Raw genomic sequence first — 16,291 nt, forward strand, 5'->3', positions numbered from 1 at the left:
CACGGGCGCTCGGCGCCGTTCAGCGACGGCCCTCGCCGCCCTGTTCAGGACGCTGACGCACCGGCGGCCGGACGACCCGTTCAGGACGGCTCCGAGGCTGGACGGCGACCCGCTCCGGACGGCTCGGAGCCTGGACGGCGGGCCGCTGAGGACGGCTCGGAGCCTGGACGGCGATCCGTTCGGGACGGCTCGGAGGCTGGGCGACCGGCTGCTCGGGCCGGACGCGCACGGACGGCGGTGACGACACGGGAAGGTCGCTGGTGAGCCACTGCCGCAGCCGCTCCGACCGCCGCGGCCCCGGATCGTCGGTGGCCGAGTGGCCGAGCAGCCACTCGAACAACCGCCGGTGCCGCCGCCCGAACGGCCGCACGCCGCGCTTCTTCCGCTCCTCCTCGGCCAGCGCCTCCTTCAGCCCCGGCGTGTGCCCGCCGCCGAAGCGCGCCATGTTCGGCCCGGGGAACCCGCGCGGCTCCGTACGCCGCAGCGCCGGCCCCATCGACTCCACCCAGATCGGCCCGGGCAGCGACGCCCCCTGCACCGACCCGTACGAGCGGCCCCCGATCTCGACCCCGCGCAGCGGGAACTTGTAGGAGCCGCGGATGTCCCCCACGCTGACCGCCGCCGCCAGGGCGGGCGTGTAGCCGGCGAACCAGGCCGAGGTGTAGCCGTTGTTGGTGCCGGTCTTGCCGGCGGCCGGCCGGCCGATGCTCTGCCCCTTCATCGTGCCCTGGTCGAAGACGCCCTTGAGCACGTGGTTGACCGCGTCGGCGACCGGCCGCTCGATGACCTGCTCGCACGAGGGCGGCACGTGCGTACGCCGCCCGTCCCTGCCGATGATCTCCATGATGGCCAGCGGCCGGCAGTAGAGCCCCCTGGCCGCGAACGCCGCGAACGACGCCGCCACCGTCACCGGGTCCATCTCGTTGACGCCCAGCGTGAACGTGGGCACCTCGCGCAGCGGCCCGCCGTCGGCACGCGCGATGCCGAGCTTCTTGGCGGTGCGGACCACGTTGCAGAGCCCGACCTTGCGCTCCAGCATCATGTAGAAGATGTTCACCGACTTCCAGGTGCCGGTCTCGATGCTGTGCGGGCCGCCCGAGCCCTCGCCGCTGGCGTTCAGTATGCGGGTGTCCGGGTCGTTCACGGAGCGGCCCGAGCAGTCGCGGTAGCCCTGCGCCGGCGACATCGCCCCAGGCGTCTGGAAGCCGTCGCCGAAGCGCCAGCCCTGCTGCAGCGCCGTGGCCAGGGTGAACACCTTGAACGTCGAGCCGGCCTGGAAGCCCTGGCCGCCCCCGTGCGCCACGTCCGCGGCCAGGTTGAAGGTGGTCTTGGCGCCGTTCTTGCGGTTGCCGGGGTTGCGGCCGAAGCGCTTGCTGGCCGCCATCGCCCTGATCCGCCCGGTCCTGGGCTCGACCATGGCCTCGGCGGCCACCTCGGTGTCCTCGGGTGAGACGTGCTCGCGGATGGCGCGGTCGGCGGCGCGCTGGGCGATCGGGTCGAGGCTGGTCCTGATCACCAGGCCGCCTCTGGCCATCCTGGCCTGCCGCTCGCGGGAGGTGTTGCCGAAGACGGGGTTCGACAGCAGCTCGCGCTGCACGTACAGGCAGTAGTACGGGTAGTCGCTCTGGGCGCAGCCGCCCGGCTCGGGCCTGAGCCTGATGCCCAGCGGCGCGGCCTTGGCGTCCGCCGCCTCCTTCTGGCTGATCAGCTTGAGCCCGGCCATGCGGTCGAGTACGAGGTCGCGCCGCATCTTCAGCCGCGCCTGGTGCGTCGCGCCGAGCGAGGGATCGGTCGAGTACGGCATCCGCACGGCCCCGGCCAGCGTGGCCGACTGGGTCAGCGTCAGCCGGGAGGCCGAGGTGGAGAAGAACCGCCTCGCCGCCGCCTCCACGCCGTACGCGCCCGCGCCGAAGTAGGCGATGTTCAGGTACCGCTCCAGGATCTCGTCCTTGCGGTACTTCTTCTCCAGCGCCAGCGCGTACCGCAGCTCGGTGATCTTGCGGGCCAGGTTCGGGGCGCGGGCCTTGTCCCGTTCCGCGTCGCTGCGGGCGCTCTCCACCAGGATGTTCTTGACGAGCTGCTGGGTCAGCGACGAGCCGCCCTGCCGGATGCCGCCGGCCTGGGTGTTGGTGAGCAGCGCCCTGAGCGTGCCTCTGACGTCGAGGCCGCCGTGCTCGTAGAAGCGGGCGTCCTCGATCGCCACGATGGCCTGGCGCATCACGGGCGCGACCGAGCCGAGCCGGACGGCCGTCCTGTTCGCCTCGTAGAACTGGGCGAACTGGCGGCCGTCCTTGTCGAGCAGCCGGGTCACCTGCGCGAGCGGCTCCTCGTGCGGGGCGGGCGGCAACTCCACGAACGTGTTCGCGACGCTCATCGTGGCCAGGCCGCCGCCACCGACGACGGGCGCGGCCATGGCGGCCACCAGCACTCCCCCGAGTGCTCCCGCCAGCCCGAGCGTGCCGACCGATCTGAGTAGGCTCACGCTAGTTGATCTGCGACGTCCGGATCAGTGGCAAACGCCCGCTTGGCACCTCTTTACCTGGGCATATTCACCGTTGACGCGTGCCGCGGAGCCTCGGCTTCACTGCTGACGCTTCAGGTTGAGCCCCAGCGAGGCGAACTGCTCGAACGGCCGGTGGTAGCCGCGCTCGATGTGGTGCACGCCGCGCAACGTGGACGTCCCGTCGGCCACCGCCGCCGCCAGCACCGCCGAGAAGCCGGCCCTGATGTCGGGCAGCGTCACGTCGGCGCCCTTGAGCTTGGACACGCCGCGCACGACGGCCGAGTGGCGGGCGTTGGTGTCGTGGTAGCGGCAGGCCGGCCCGCCCAGGCACTGGTCGAACACCTCGATCTCGCAGCCCATCTTCTGCAGCGCGGGCACGTACACCAGGCGGTTCTCGAAGACCGTCTCGTGCAGCACCGACATGCCCTGGCTCTGCGTGAACAGCACCATCAGCGGCGTCTGCCAGTCCGTCATGAAGCCCGGGTGCGTGTCGGTCTGCACGGCCGCCGCGCGCAGGCCCTCGGGGGGCGCCGTGGCGCAGACGTACTCGTCGTTGATGTCGAACTGGGCGCCCATCCTGGCCAGCGTGGTGATCGCGGTGACCAGGCGGTCCTGGGGGCAGCCGTGCACGCGTACCTCGCCCTGGGTGACCAGGCCCGCCGCCAGGTACGAGAACGCCTCGATGCGGTCGCCGGTCAGCCAGGTGGAGGCGCCGCGCAGCCGTTCGACGCCCTCGATGACGATCCTGCGGTCGGGCGACAGCTCGATCCTGGCCCCCATCCGCTGCAGGAACAGCGCCAGCTCCACCACCTCGGGCTCCATGGCGGCGTTCTTCAGCACCGTCTTGCCCTCGGCCAGCACCGCCGACATCAGGATCGTCTCCGTCGCGCCCACGCTCGGGTAGGGCAGCTCGATCCGGGTGCCGTTGAGCCGCTTGGCCTTGGCGTAGATGCCGGTGTCGCCCACCTCCACCTCGGCGCCCATCGCGCGCAGCGCCTCGACGTGGAAGTTCACCGGCCGCCGCCCGATCGGGTCGCCGCCGACCAGCGGCACGAACGCCTCGCCCGCCAGGTGCAGGAGGGGGCCGAGCATGAGGATGGGGATGCGGTTCAGGCCCGTGAACGCGGCGGGCACCCGCGGCTCGATCTGCGGTCCCTGCTCGATCCTGATCTCGGTACGGGAGATGTCCACGTTGATGCCGAGGGCCCGCAGCATGGCGGCGGTGATCTCGACCTCGCCCACCTCCGGGGCGTTGTGGATGCTGCTCTCGCCGTTGCCCAGCATGGCCGCGACCATGTGCTTGGACACGCCGTTCTTCGATCCGCGTACTTCGACGTCACCCCGGAGCGGGCCGGAGGGTTCTATGAGCCAGACCTCTTCTGCAATCACGAAATGAGCCTAACCGGGGGATACCATCGAGCTGATTCGGCCGTACATGCGAGGGGGAATGGCGTGACGAGGGAAGTACGCGCTTTTGCGGTAACTGTCCTCACACTCGCCACTCTCGGGGTGGCCGCCGGGCTGCTCTGGTCGGGGCTGACCCCGCGCGCTCCGTACCAGGTCACCGAGCGGGGCACGGTGCTGGCCGACCCCGCCACGCAGGCGCTGATCGCGGCCGACGGCTGGTTCGCGGTGATCACGGGCGGGCTCGGGCTGCTGTGCGGCGGCGTGGCCTGGTTCTGCGGGCGGCGCTGGATGCTCGCCGTGCTGCTGGGGCTCTGCGCGGGCGGGGCGCTGGCCTCCTTTCTGACGTTGTGGACCGGCTCCACGTTCACGATCGGCGCGGTCACGGTCGAGGCCGCCGCGACGCCCGGGGTGAAGGTGGTCCCGGGCGCGCTCAAACTGACGGCCTCCGGCGTGCTGGTGTCGTGGCCGCTGCTGGCCGTGGGGTTCTTCGGACTGCTGGAGGGCATGCACGGCTACCGCGAGTCGCCCCTGCGGCAGCCGTACGGCGGCCTCGACCCGAGCTGACCCCCGGGCCGTACGGTGGCCTCGAGCCGAGCTGGCCTGGCTTCAGGGCTCTTCTACAGCGGCGGCCGGCGCAGGCCGTGGCCGGTGGCCTGTTCGAACGCCCGCGCCACTCGCAGCACCCTGGCGTCCTCGAACGGCCGTCCCACGATCTGCACCCCCACCGGCAGCCCGTCCCCGGTGAAGCCGGCCGGCACGGAGGCGGCGGGCGCGTGCAGGACGCTGATCCAGTACGCCGAGCGCATCCATGCCAGGTAGTCGGGCAGCGGCTCGCCGTTGATCTCGCTCACGTGAGGGTGCTCGACCGGGAACGGCGGCACCTGGCTCACCGGCGCGAGCAGCACGTCATAAGTGTCGAAGAAGTCCGCCATGCGCTGGTAGAGGCCGCTGCGCGCCACCTCGGCCCGGACCAGGTCCGCGCCGGTGACCATGCGGCCCTGCTCGACGTTCCAGGCGGTGTTGGGCCCGAGCCCGCTCTTGTCGCCGTGGGCGAGCAGGTAGAACCAGGCCCGATAGGTCCGGAACGCCTCCTCGGCGCCGCTCAGGTCCAGCTCCACCTGCTCGACGTGGGCGCCGAGCCGCTCCAGGACGGCGGGCGCGGTCGCCGTCACCTCCGCCGTGCGCGTGTCCACGGGCAGCCCGCCCAGGTCGGGGCTCCACGCCACGCGCAGCCCCGCCACACCCTGCTCGGGCTCGGGCGCGAAGACCTCCTTGATCGAGTACGGCGAGCGCCGGTCGAACCCGGCGATGGCCCCGAGCATCAGCGTGACGTCGTCGACCGTCCTGGCCATCGGGCCGGGCACGGACAGGGTGTACCAGGCGGCGGTGTCGGAGTGGCTGGGCACCCTGCCGGGCGTGGGCCGCAGGCCGACCACGTTGCAGAAGGACGCCGGATTGCGCAGGGAGCCGCCCATGTCGGAGCCGTCGGCCAGCGGCACCATGCCGGTGGCCAGCGCGGCGGCCGCTCCCCCGCTGCTGCCGCCGGCCGACTTGGACAGGTCGTAGGGGTTCCTGGTCGCCCCGAACACCTCGTTGACGGTGTGGGAGCCGGTGCCGAACTCGGGGGTGTTCGTCTTGCCCATGGTGATCGCGCCCGCCGCGCGCAGCCGCTGGACGATCACGTCGTCCCGGTCGGGCACGTTGTCGGCGAAGAGCGGCGAGCCGTAGGTGGTGCGGATGCCCGCCGTGTCGGTCAGGTCCTTGTGCGCGACAGGCACGCCGTGCAGCGGCCCGGCGGGGCCCTCCCGCCGCAGCGTGGCGTCGGCCGCCTCGGCCGCTCGCAGCGCCTGCTCGGCGACGAGGGTGACGACGGCGTTGACGTGCGGGTTGACCTGGTCGATGCGGTCGAGATGGGCTCGGACGACGTCCACCGCGCTCACCTGCCTGGTCCTGATCAGCTGGGCCAGCTCGGTCGCGGTCAGGTAGTGCAGTTCACTCACGCCTGCGATCCTGCCCCACCCGTGCCGGAAGTACGACGGCGAGCCTTGCCCACGAAGAACACCTGCCCGCAGGCGATCATTGCCCACCGCCCCGCGTCACCACGGAGCCGGCCCACTGGGCGCGCGTCACGGCGGCCCGCCACGCCCACCTGGTGAGCGTCCCCCTGGACAGAGCCCGGCCCCGTGCGGCGGCAGGTGCCGGCCGCCGCGAAGCCGTAAAAGATGATCAGGCACCGAGGCAGGCGGGACCGAGCAGCTGCTTGAGATCGCCCATGAGAGCCGGGGACGGCGTGACTCGCAGCCGATCGCCGACGCGCATCACCGTCGTCTTAGGGCCGTTGTGCACCTGGAGGTGGACCTCGGACGTGCCCGGGTGCGTCGTCAGGATCTCCTTCAGCCGCCCCACCACCGGAGGCGTGCAGCGGGTCAGCGGCAGGCTGACCAGCAGCGGCCCGCCCGCCTCCTGGGTGAGGTCGGGCGCCGTCACCTCCATGGCGATCAGCTTGGCGACGTCCTCCCGCTTGTCGATGCGGCCTTTGACGAACACGATCGCGTCCTCGGCCAGGATCGTCGAGCACAGCTGGTACGCCGACGGGAAGATCATCACCTCGATGGCGCCCTCAAGGTCCTCCAGCTGGGTCAGCACCCACGTGTCGCCCTTCTTGGTGATCTTGCGCTGCACCCCGCTCAAAATGCCGCCCACGGTCACCACCTGCCCGTCGGCCCGGCTCTCGTCCTGCACGGCCGCGATGGAGCAGTCGGCCCCGGCGGCCAGGATGTGCTCGACGCCGAACAGTGGGTGGTCGGACACGTAGAGGCCGAGCATCTCGCGTTCGAACTGCAGCAGCGTGTTCTTGTCCCACTCCCCCACCGGGATCTGCACGTCGAAGGTCTGGTCCTCGCCGCCGTCGATCGCGCCGAACAGGGAGTCCTGGCCGATGGCCTCGTTCTTCTTGATGTCGATGATCGCGTCGACGGCCTGCTCGTGCACCATGACCAGGCCCTTGCGGACGTGGCCGAGCGAGTCGAACGCGCCCGACTTGACCAGCGACTCGATCACGCGCTTGTTGCAGACGATGGCCGGCACCTTGCGCAGGAAGTCCTTGAAGTCGGCGAAGCGGCCCTTCTCCCTGCGCGCGGAGATGATGCCGTCGACGACGTTGCCGCCCACGTTGCGCACCGCCGACAGGCCGAAGCGGATGTCGGTGCCGCGCGGGGTGAAGTCGAAATCGGAGTCGTTGACGTCGGGCGGGAACACCTTGATGCCCATGCGGCGGCACTCGTTGAGGTAGAGGGCCGACTTGTCCTTGTCGTCCTTCACCGATGACAGCAGCGCCGCCATGTAGGCGGCCGGGTGGTTGGCCTTGAGGTAGGCCGTCCAGTACGCGATGAGGCCGTAGGCGGCGGTGTGGGCCTTGTTGAAGGCGTAGTCGGAGAACGGCAGCAGGATGTCCCACAGCGCCTTGACGGCGGCGTCGGGGTAGCCGTTGTCCTTCATGCCCTTCTCGAAGGAGGCGTACTGCTTGTCCAGCTCCGCCTTCTTCTTCTTGCCCATCGCGCGGCGCAGCAGGTCGGCGGCGCCGAGCGAGTAGCCGGCCACCCGCTGGGCGATGGCCATGACCTGCTCCTGATAGATGATCAGGCCGTAGGTGGTGTCGAGGATGTCTCTGAGCGGCTCTTCCAGCGCCGGGTGGATCGGCGTGATGTCCTGCTGGCCGTTCTTGCGCAGGGCGTAGTTGGTGTGGGAGTTGGCGCCCATCGGGCCGGGCCGGTAGAGCGCGAGGGCGGCGGAGATGTCCTCGAAGTTGTCGGGACGCATGAGGCGCAGCAGCGAGCGCATGCCGCCGCCGTCGAGCTGGAACACGCCCAGCGTGTCGCCCTTGGCCAGCAGCTCGTAGCTCTTGCGGTCGTCGAGCGGCAGCCCCAGCAGGTCGACCCTCTCACCCGTGGTCGCCTCGATCATCTTGAGGCAGTCGTCCATGATCGTGAGGTTGCGCAGGCCCAGGAAGTCCATCTTGAGCAGGCCGAGCGTCTCGCAGGTCGGATAGTCGAACTGCGTGATGATCGCGCCGTCGGAGTCGCGGCGCATGATCGGGACGTGGTCGGTCAGCACCTCGGCCGACATGATCACGCCGGCGGCGTGCACGCCGGTCTGCCTGATCAGGCCCTCCAGGCCCTTGCCGAGGTCCATCGTCGCCTTGACGTCGACGTCTTCCTCGTAGAGCCGGCGCAGCTCGCCGGCCTCGTTGTAGCGCGGGTGGTCCTTGTCGAAGATGCCGGCGAGCGGGATGTCCTTGCCCATGACGGCGGGCGGGAACGCCTTGGAGACGCGGTCGCCGAGCGCGTAGGGGTAGCCGAGGACGCGGCCGGCGTCCTTGATGGCGGCCTTCGCCTTGATGGTGCCGAACGTGGCGATCATGGCGACCTTGTCGGCGCCCCACTTCTCGGTCACGTAGCGGATGACGTCGCCGCGCCTGCGTTCGTCGAAGTCGATGTCGACGTCGGGCATGGACACGCGCTCGGGGTTGAGGAACCGTTCGAAGATCAGGCCGTGCGGGAGCGGGTCGAGGTCGGTGATGCCCATCGCGTACGCCACCAGCGACCCGGCCGCCGAGCCGCGCCCCGGCCCGACCGGGATGCCGTTCTCCTTGGCCCACATGATGAAGTCGGCGACCACGAGGAAGTAGCTCGGGAAGCCCATCTGCTCGATGATGCCGATCTCGTATTCGGCCTGCTTGCGGTGCTCCTCGTCGTAGCCGCCTGGCCAGCGGCGGTCCATGCCCTCCCAGACGGTCTTGCGGAAGAACTCGCTCTCCGTCATGCCCTCGGGGATCGGGTAGGTCGGCATGAGGTTCTTGAACGCGAAGAATCCGGATGGATCGACCTTCTCGGCCACCAGCAGCGTGTTGCGGCAGCCCTCGGCCCACAGGTCGGAGGAGTCGACCGCGCGCATCTCGTCGGCGCTCTTGATGTAGTAGCCGCTGCCGTCGAAGCGGAACCGGTCGGGGTCGGACAACTGCTTGCCGGTCTGGATGCACAGGAGGGCGTCGTGGGAGGCGGCGTCGGACTCGTAGGTGTAGTGGGAGTCGTTGGTCACCAGGGGCGGGATGTTCAGCTCCTGGCTGATCCTGGTCAGCCCGTCGCGGACGCGGCGCTCGATGTCGAGGCCGTGGTCCATGATCTCCAGGTAGAAGTTGTCCTTACCGAAGATCTCCTGGTATTTCGCGGCCGCCCTGACCGCCTCGTCGTACTGGCCGAGCCGCAGCCGCGTCTGCACCTCGCCCGACGGGCAGCCGGTGGTGGCCATGAGGCCCTCAGCGTGCTCGGCGAGGATCTCGGCGTCCATGCGCGCCCACTTGCGCACGAAGCCCTCGGTGTAGGCGCGCGAGGACAGCCGCATCAGGTTGTGCAGGCCCGTCTTGTCGCGCGCCCAGATCGTCATGTGGGTGTAGTAGCCGCCCGCCGAGACGTCGTCGCGCTTCTGGTGCGGCTCGCCCCACAGCACCGGCTTCTTGTTGTGGCGCAGCTCCGGCGCGACGTAGGCCTCGATGCCGATGATCGGCTTGATCCCGGCGGCGGTGGCCTGCTTGTAGAAGTCGTAGGCGCCGTGCATGTTGCCGTGGTCGGTGATCGCGATGGCGGGCATGCCCAGGTCACCGACCTGTTTGAACATCTGCTTGAGGCGGGCGGCCCCGTCGAGCATCGAGTATTCGGTGTGGACGTGCAGATGGACGAATGAGTCGCTGGACGACATGGAGCGGCGCCTCCCAGTCTCAAGCCGGTGTGCGATCCGACTTTAGTCGGCCCGGCCGACAATCCGGGGCCGCCCGCCCCGGCCTCCCGCGAGCTCTTCGCGCGGCCCGGCGGACCGGCGTGCCGGAGCCGCCGGGATCGGCCGCACCGATATCCTCGCGGTCACGTAATGTCATCGAGGAGTCACACCGTGCGCACGCAGACCGACGAAGGTTACCTGCCCGCCCTGGGCAACCGGCAGGTGCAGATGATCGCCATCGGCGGGGCGATCGGGGTGGGGCTGTTCCTCGGCGCGGGGGGCCGGCTGGCCGCCGCCGGGCCGGCGCTCGTGCTCTCCTACGCCGCCGCCGGGGTGGCCGCGTTCTTCGTCATGCGGGCGCTCGGCGAGCTCGTGCTCTACCGCCCCGCCTCGGGCTCGTTCGTCGAGTACGCGGGCGAGTTCATCGGCCCGTGGGCCGCGTTCGCCAGCGGCTGGATGTACTGGATCAACTGGGCGTTCACCGGCATCGCCGAGCTGACCGCGATCGCCGCCTACGTCCACTACTGGGCGCCGGAGTTCCCCCAGTGGCTCACGGCCGTGCTCGCCCTCACCGTCGTCATGTCGGTCAACCTGCTGTCGGTGCGGCTGTTCGGCGAGCTGGAGTTCTGGTTCGCCATGCTCAAGGTGCTGGCCATCTCGGTCTTCCTGGTCGTCGGGCTGGTGCTGGTGGTCTTCGCGGTGGGGCAGGCGGGGCCGCACAACCTGGTCTCGCACGGCGGGTTCTTCCCGACCGGGTTCCCGCTGGTGCTGATGAGCCTGCAGTCGGTGGTGTTCGCGTACGCCTCGATCGAGCTGGTCGGCATCACCGCCGGCGAGACGGCCAGGCCGCGCGAGGTCATGCCGAGGGCGATCAACGGCGTGGTGTGGCGAATCGCGATCTTCTACGTGGGCTCGGTGCTGCTGCTCGGCATGGTGCTGCCGTGGACGTCGTACGAGGCCGGCACGTCGCCCTTCGTGACGGTCTTCTCGGGGCTGGGCGTGCCGTGGGCGGCCGACGCGATGAACCTCGTGGTGATCACCGCGGCGCTGTCGTCGTGCAACTCCGGCCTGTACGCCACGGGCCGCATCCTGCGCTCGATGGCCATGAAGCGGGAGGCTCCCCGTTTCGCCGGCGCGCTCAGCTCCCGGCACGTGCCGATCGGCGGCATCGTGTTCACCGCGGCCATGTTCCTGGGCGGGCTGGTGCTGTTCTACTTCATGCCCGAGCGGGCCTTCAACATCGCCACCGCCGTCGCCTCCCTGGGCGTGATCACCACGTGGGGCGTCCTGGTCTACTGCCAGCTGCGGCTGCGCCGCTCGGGCCACCGCTCGGACTTCCCGATGCCGGGCACGCCCTGGACCAACTGGCTGACGCTGGCGTTCCTGGCCCTGGTGGTGCTGCTGATGCCGTTCGCCGACGAGGACCAGCGGGTCGCGTTCTACCTGGTGCCGTGCCTGTTCGCGGCCATCGCCGTGGGCTGGTGGCGGCGCACCGTCTACCGCCGCCGCGCCCCGGCACAGGCGCAGGCCGAAGCCTAGCCCGCGCGACACGCCCGCCCCGGTGATCGGCTGGGTAGTCTCGATGGCGCGAACAGCAGGAGCCGTCATCCGGGGAGGTCGCGCTGGACGAGACGAGACGGAAGATCGTCCGGATCTCGGCGGCGGCCGCCATCGGCGTCGCGCTGGCGCTGGCGTGCCTGCCCCTGGGCGTCTACCCCAGGCTGGCCTGCGCCGTGCTCGACGCGGGCTGCCCCACGACCGCCGAGCCGCGCGGCGACCTGCCGAGAGCGGTGCCGATGACGGCGCTGCAGGTGGCCCAGAGCGGCACCTACGTCGCGCTCGGCGACTCCTACTCCTCCGGGGAGGGCGTCTACGACCTCGACAAGTCGCCGGTCAACGACGGGGCCGCGCGCTGCCACCGGGCGACGGGCTCCTACGTGCCGCTGGTGGCGCAGACCTACGAGTTCGGCGGCGGCACCGCCTTCTACGCCTGCAGCGGCGCCACCACCCGCCAGCTCCTCACCGGCCAGTACGGCCAGCCGCCGCAGATCACCCGGGTCGGCCCGTCGGCCAGCCTGATCACGCTCAGCATCGGCGGCAACGACGCCGGCTTCAGCAAGGTGCTGACCGGCTGCATCGTCAAGATCCCGTGGTCGTCGGCCTGCGTCGACCAGGACACCGCCGTACGCAAGCGCATCGAGGAGTTGCGCACCGACATGGGCAAGGTGCTGCGTGAGCTGCGCGTGCGCGCCCCAGGGGCCCGCGTCGTCGTGCTCGGCTACCCCCGGCCCTTCCCCGAGCACCCGGTGGCGAGCGTCGACAACATGAGCGTGGCCGACCAGCGCTGGATCAACGGCATGACGCGGCGGCTCAACGACACGGTGGGGGCCGTGGTGGCGGAGTTCGACCGGGCCATCGCGGCGTTCGGGGCGCCGGGCAGCGCCGAGTACGTGGACGCCTACGAGGCGTTCTCCGGGCACGAGGTGGGGCAGCCGCAGCCGTTCCTGAACGGGCTGGCGGTGAACATGGAGGAGCTGACGGTCAACGCGCGCAGCTATCACCCCACGGGTGACGGCTACCGCCGCTTCGCCGACCTCATCACCAAGCAGGTCGCCGCCGGCCCCGGCCGCCCGATGCACAACTACCGCCTGGTCACCCCAGGCCCCGCCTGACCGCCCCGTCCGGCCTCCGCCCGATCAGCACCGCCCGCCGCCCGTCGTGCGCCCGTGCTCCGGTGGCGGTCATTCGGCGGCGCGTTCCTCGGCCAGGTGCAGGCCCGCCTCGATGATCGCGTTCATGATCGGGGTCAGCCGCGCCTCGCCCAGCGTGGGCGCGCGCACGGCCATCCGCGCGACCAGGGCGCGCTCCCTGTCGAGGTCGCGCCCCGCGAAGCCGCCCACGGGCTTGATCCGCTGCACGGTGCCCGCCAGCTCCGCCCGTCGTTCCAGCAGCGTCGCGAGCGCGGCGTCCAGCCGGTCGATGGCCTGGCGGCACTCCGGCAGCGTGGCCGGCGCCTCGTCCCTGAGCAACGCGCCCACCAGCACGACCGCCTCCTCGGCCACCAGCCGGTCGGCGCCCGTCCCCGCGCCAGGTGAGCTCGCCCCCACACCCGTTCCCTGGATGGGGGCCGGATCGGGGGAGCCGACGATGAGGCCGTCGGCGCCGGCCGCGACGGCGGCGGCCGACAGGCCGACGTCGGCGGAGACGTCGGCCAGCACGGGACGCCCAGAGGCGACCTTGGCCGCCCGCATGAGCCCGAGGTCCGGCCGGCCGCCCTCGCAGAGGATCACCTGCCCGTCACCCTCGGCCGCGCAGTAGTCGGCCAGCTCCAGCCACTCCGCCACGGAGGCCTCCCGCCGCCGCTCCACCACCACGGGCAGCCCGAGCCCCACCGCCGCGCGCACCAGCGGGATGTCGCGCGTCCACGACGCCCCCACCACCACGGCGTCCGCGTGCTCGGCGATCGCCGGCAGGTCGTCGGCGGAGTACGGCTCCACGAGGGTGGCGCCCTCGATCGCCTGCCCGCGCCGCGCCCGCAGGCTCACCCGGCCGCCGATCACCACGGCGGGCCCCTCGCCCACGAGCAGCCCGCCCACCGGCACCGCGCGCCGTTCCAACGTCGATGACATCCCGACTCCCTGCTCGGCCGGCCCCAGGAGCCGGCGGGACAACGAAAAAGGCAGAGACCGGTGTCTCTGCCTCGTGCCGACTCCAGGTGGTCGCTAGCCTGCGACCGGCTCTCCCGGAGCCGGCTCGGTAAACGCGTAGCGACGGCAAGTCATATCTGAACCCTACACCCCCGTCTCCACCTGCTGGGCAGCACATCTCGTATGGCGGACTGTCCTTCGCGCGAGTCGCCGTTGATCCCTGCCTATGGGAGTATTTCTTGGCCTAGAGGAGGGTTTGAGGCCGTTGATGTCGGATCGCAAGCAGGACGGACGCCGCATCGCCGGCCGCTACCAGCTGCAGGAACCCATCGGCAGGGGCGGAATGGGCATCGTGTGGCGAGCCTACGACGAGCTCCTGGACCGCACTGTCGCGGTCAAGGAGGTCAGGTACGCCGCCGCCCTGGGCGAAGAGGTGCAGCTGCTGAACCGGCGCACAATGCGCGAGGCGAGGGCGGCGGCCAGGTTCGAGCATCCCAACGTGATCGTCGTTCACGACGTGATCGAGGAGGACGGCAGGCCGTGGATCGTCATGCAACTCGTCCAGTCACGCTCCCTCGGAGCCGTGATCAAGCAGGACGGGCCATTGCCGGCCACGCGGGTGGCGGAGATCGGCCTGGCCATGCTCGAAGCCCTGCACCGCGCCCATGAGGCGGGCGTGCTGCACCGCGACGTCAAACCCGAGAACGTGCTGCTGGCCGACGACGGCCGGGTCGTGCTCACCGACTTCGGCATCGCCACGCTGGAGACCGAGACACAGCTCACGGTGACGGGCCTGGCGGGCACGCCGGCGTTCATCGCGCCCGAGCGGCTCAAGGGGCTGCCCGCGCGGCGCGAGTCGGACCTGTGGTCGCTCGGCGCCACGCTCTACACGGCGGTGGAGGGCCGCTCGCCGCACGAGCGCGGGATGGCGCTGGCGACCATGCACGCCGTGCTCACCGACGAGCCCGACCCGGCGCAGAACCTGGGCCCGCTCGAAGGCGTGATCAACGGGTTACTGAACAAGGAGCCGGTGCAGCGACTGACGTACGAGGAGGCGCAGCGCATGCTGCGCGGCGCCATCGCGCAGGCCAGCGCGCCTCCGACCGCCCAGTTCCCGGCGGCGCAGGAGCTGCGCGTGCCCGCCTCGGTGCAGCCGAAGCAGGCGGTCGCCGCGACCGCGCCGAAGCGGCCGGCCAAGGCCAGGCGCCCGTACGCGCCGGTCGAGGACGACACCCCGACCGATCCGAACCTGCTCCCCTCGGCGCCGGAGTCCGAGCCGGTGGCGCCGCCGGAGACGGGTGCGCGCATCCCGCGCCCGCCGGCCGCGCCCTCGCGCCAGGAGACGGCGTCCACGGTGGAGTCGGGGCGGCCCGAGCAGCAGCGCAAGTTCGGGACGGTCATCGCGGCGGCCGTGGCGGTCGTGCTCGTCGCCGGTATCGGTGGCTACCTCGGCCTGCGCTCGGTCCCCGACGAGCCCGCCCAGGACACGGACACCACCGCGGCGACGGGCGTGACCGGATCCCCGGCGCAGTCGCCGCCGAGCACGGCCTCCACCCCGCCGCCCTCCCCTTCGGAGACGGCCAAGGAGCCCAGCCCGAGCCCGGCCACGAGTCCGCCGGCCAGCCCGTCCCCCGGGAAGAAGAGCCCGATGGACGCGGCGAAGGCCGCGCTGCCCTCCGGGTGGAAGATGTACACGGACAAGAAGCTCGGCTTCTCGATCGGGCTGCCCCCGAAGTGGGACGTCTTGACGCGCAGCGGCAGGCAGGTCAGGTTCAAGGGCCCGGGCGCGGCGTCCAACGCCTACGTCATGATCGAGCAGGCGGCCAAGCCGGGCAAGGACCCGTACAAGGACTGGAAGAAGCAGGAGCCGCGGCTCAAGAACGGCTTCGGCGGCTACAAGAAGATCGGCATCAAGAAGGTCGAGGGCTTCCACAAGGCCGCCGCGGACTGGGACTTCACCTGGAGGACCAACACCGGGCTGACCCGCGTCCGCGACCGGGGCTTCATCACCGAGAACGGCAAGGCGTACGCGATCTACTGGCACACGCTCAACAGCCACTGGAAGTCCGACTACGACTTCTTCGAGGGCTTCTGCGCGACGTTCGTGCCCGCCAAATAGACTGCGCGGCGTGCACGTCAGCAAGCGCTACCGACTGATCGAGCCGCTCGGCGAGGGCGGCATGGGAGTGGTGTGGCGAGCCCACGACGAGCTGCTCGACCGTACGGTCGCGATCAAGGAGGTCCGCTACACCGGCGTCGGCGACGCCAAGCGGGCCGAGCTGAACCGCAGGACCATCAGGGAGGCCAGGGCGGCGGGCCGCCTCGACCACCCCTCGGTCGTCGTCATCCACGACGTCGTCGAGGAGGACGGCCGGCCGTGGATCGTCATGCAGCTCGTCCGCTCGCGTTCGCTGGCCCAGGTGATCGGCGAGAGCGGGCCGCTGCGCGAGGGCCAGGCCGCGGTGATCGGCGGCCGGGTGCTCGACGCGCTGCGGGCCGCGCACGCGACCGGGGTGCTGCACCGTGACGTCAAGCCGGAGAACGTGCTGCTGGCCGACGACGGCCGGGTGGTGCTCACCGACTTCGGCATCGCCACGCTGGAGACCGAAGCGGGGCTGACCGCGACCGGCGGGCTGGTGGGCACGCCCGCCTACATGCCGCCCGAGCGGCTCAACGGCGAACCCGCGCGGCGCGAGTCGGACCTGTGGTCGCTGGGGGTGACGCTCTACGCGGCCGTCGAGGGGCGGCCGCCGTACAAGCGCGACTCGTGGGCGGCGACCGTGGCGGCGGTGCTGCGCGACGCCCCCGAGCCGCCGGTGCGGGCCGGGGCGCTCGAACCGGTCATCATGGGGCTGCTGCGCCGCGACCCCGCCGCGCGGATGCCGGCCGAGGAGGCCGCCAGGCTGCTGTACGCGATCGCCTCCGCGCCCCGCCCACCGGCGGCGTCCGACCTGCCCTGGAG

At 71.2% G+C, this 16,291-nt stretch carries 10 protein-coding genes; 5 read left to right on the plus strand and 5 right to left on the minus strand.

What is annotated here, in order from left to right; translation table 11 throughout:
- Positions 1 to 19: 19 nt before the first annotated feature.
- Together ABFX54_RS38780 and murA are read right to left on the minus strand one after the other, a co-directional pair.
- A complete protein-coding gene (locus ABFX54_RS38780; RefSeq protein ID WP_346111776.1) occupies positions 20 to 2,482 on the minus strand; it encodes a transglycosylase domain-containing protein in 2,463 nt (820 codons plus the stop codon).
- Positions 2,483 to 2,581: 99 nt separating this feature from the next.
- A complete protein-coding gene (gene murA / locus ABFX54_RS38785) occupies positions 2,582 to 3,892 on the minus strand; it encodes a UDP-N-acetylglucosamine 1-carboxyvinyltransferase (RefSeq protein ID WP_346111778.1) in 1,311 nt (436 codons plus the stop codon).
- Between the two features lie 63 nt (positions 3,893 to 3,955).
- On the opposite strand from murA, the gene ABFX54_RS38790 reads away from it, so the two are divergent.
- Positions 3,956 to 4,474, plus strand: coding sequence for a hypothetical protein (locus ABFX54_RS38790; RefSeq protein ID WP_346111779.1), 519 nt, complete (start codon positions 3,956 to 3,958; stop codon positions 4,472 to 4,474).
- 53 nt (positions 4,475 to 4,527) lie between these two features.
- Here ABFX54_RS38790 and ABFX54_RS38795 read toward each other — a convergent pair whose 3' ends face one another.
- Both ABFX54_RS38795 and dnaE read right to left on the minus strand, forming a co-directional pair.
- Positions 4,528 to 5,910, minus strand: coding sequence for an amidase (locus tag ABFX54_RS38795; protein WP_346111780.1), 1,383 nt, complete (start codon positions 5,908 to 5,910; stop codon positions 4,528 to 4,530).
- A 226-nt stretch (positions 5,911 to 6,136) separates the two neighbouring features.
- Positions 6,137 to 9,664: a DNA polymerase III subunit alpha gene (dnaE, locus tag ABFX54_RS38800; RefSeq protein ID WP_346111782.1), complete on the minus strand. Its 3,528-nt coding sequence runs from the start codon at positions 9,662 to 9,664 to the stop codon at positions 6,137 to 6,139.
- A gap of 189 nt (positions 9,665 to 9,853) precedes the next feature.
- Between dnaE and ABFX54_RS38805 the strand changes: the two genes are divergently transcribed.
- Together ABFX54_RS38805 and ABFX54_RS38810 are read left to right on the plus strand one after the other, a co-directional pair.
- The gene (locus tag ABFX54_RS38805) at positions 9,854 to 11,221 is read left to right on the plus strand and encodes an amino acid permease (RefSeq protein ID WP_346111784.1); all 1,368 of its coding nucleotides are present in this window, start codon (positions 9,854 to 9,856) and stop codon (positions 11,219 to 11,221) included.
- Positions 11,222 to 11,415: 194 nt separating this feature from the next.
- A complete protein-coding gene (locus ABFX54_RS38810) occupies positions 11,416 to 12,354 on the plus strand; it encodes an SGNH/GDSL hydrolase family protein (protein WP_346111785.1) in 939 nt (312 codons plus the stop codon).
- A gap of 69 nt (positions 12,355 to 12,423) precedes the next feature.
- Here the strand turns inward: ABFX54_RS38810 and ABFX54_RS38815 are convergent, their stop codons facing one another.
- Positions 12,424 to 13,311, minus strand: coding sequence for a chorismate mutase (locus tag ABFX54_RS38815; RefSeq protein WP_346111786.1), 888 nt, complete (start codon positions 13,309 to 13,311; stop codon positions 12,424 to 12,426).
- Positions 13,312 to 13,597: 286 nt separating this feature from the next.
- Here ABFX54_RS38815 and ABFX54_RS38820 point away from each other — a divergent pair, with 286 nt between their 5' ends.
- Entirely contained in the window at positions 13,598 to 15,448 is a 1,851-nt protein-coding gene (locus ABFX54_RS38820; protein WP_346111787.1) for a serine/threonine-protein kinase, read from the plus strand.
- Positions 15,449 to 15,458: 10 nt separating this feature from the next.
- Positions 15,459 to 16,291 (plus strand): serine/threonine-protein kinase (locus tag ABFX54_RS38825; protein ID WP_346111788.1); only part of this gene is annotated, 833 nt, incomplete at its 3' end.

Source organism: Nonomuraea maheshkhaliensis, from assembly GCF_039529435.1.
GTDB classification, from domain to species: domain Bacteria; phylum Actinomycetota; class Actinomycetes; order Streptosporangiales; family Streptosporangiaceae; genus Nonomuraea; species Nonomuraea maheshkhaliensis.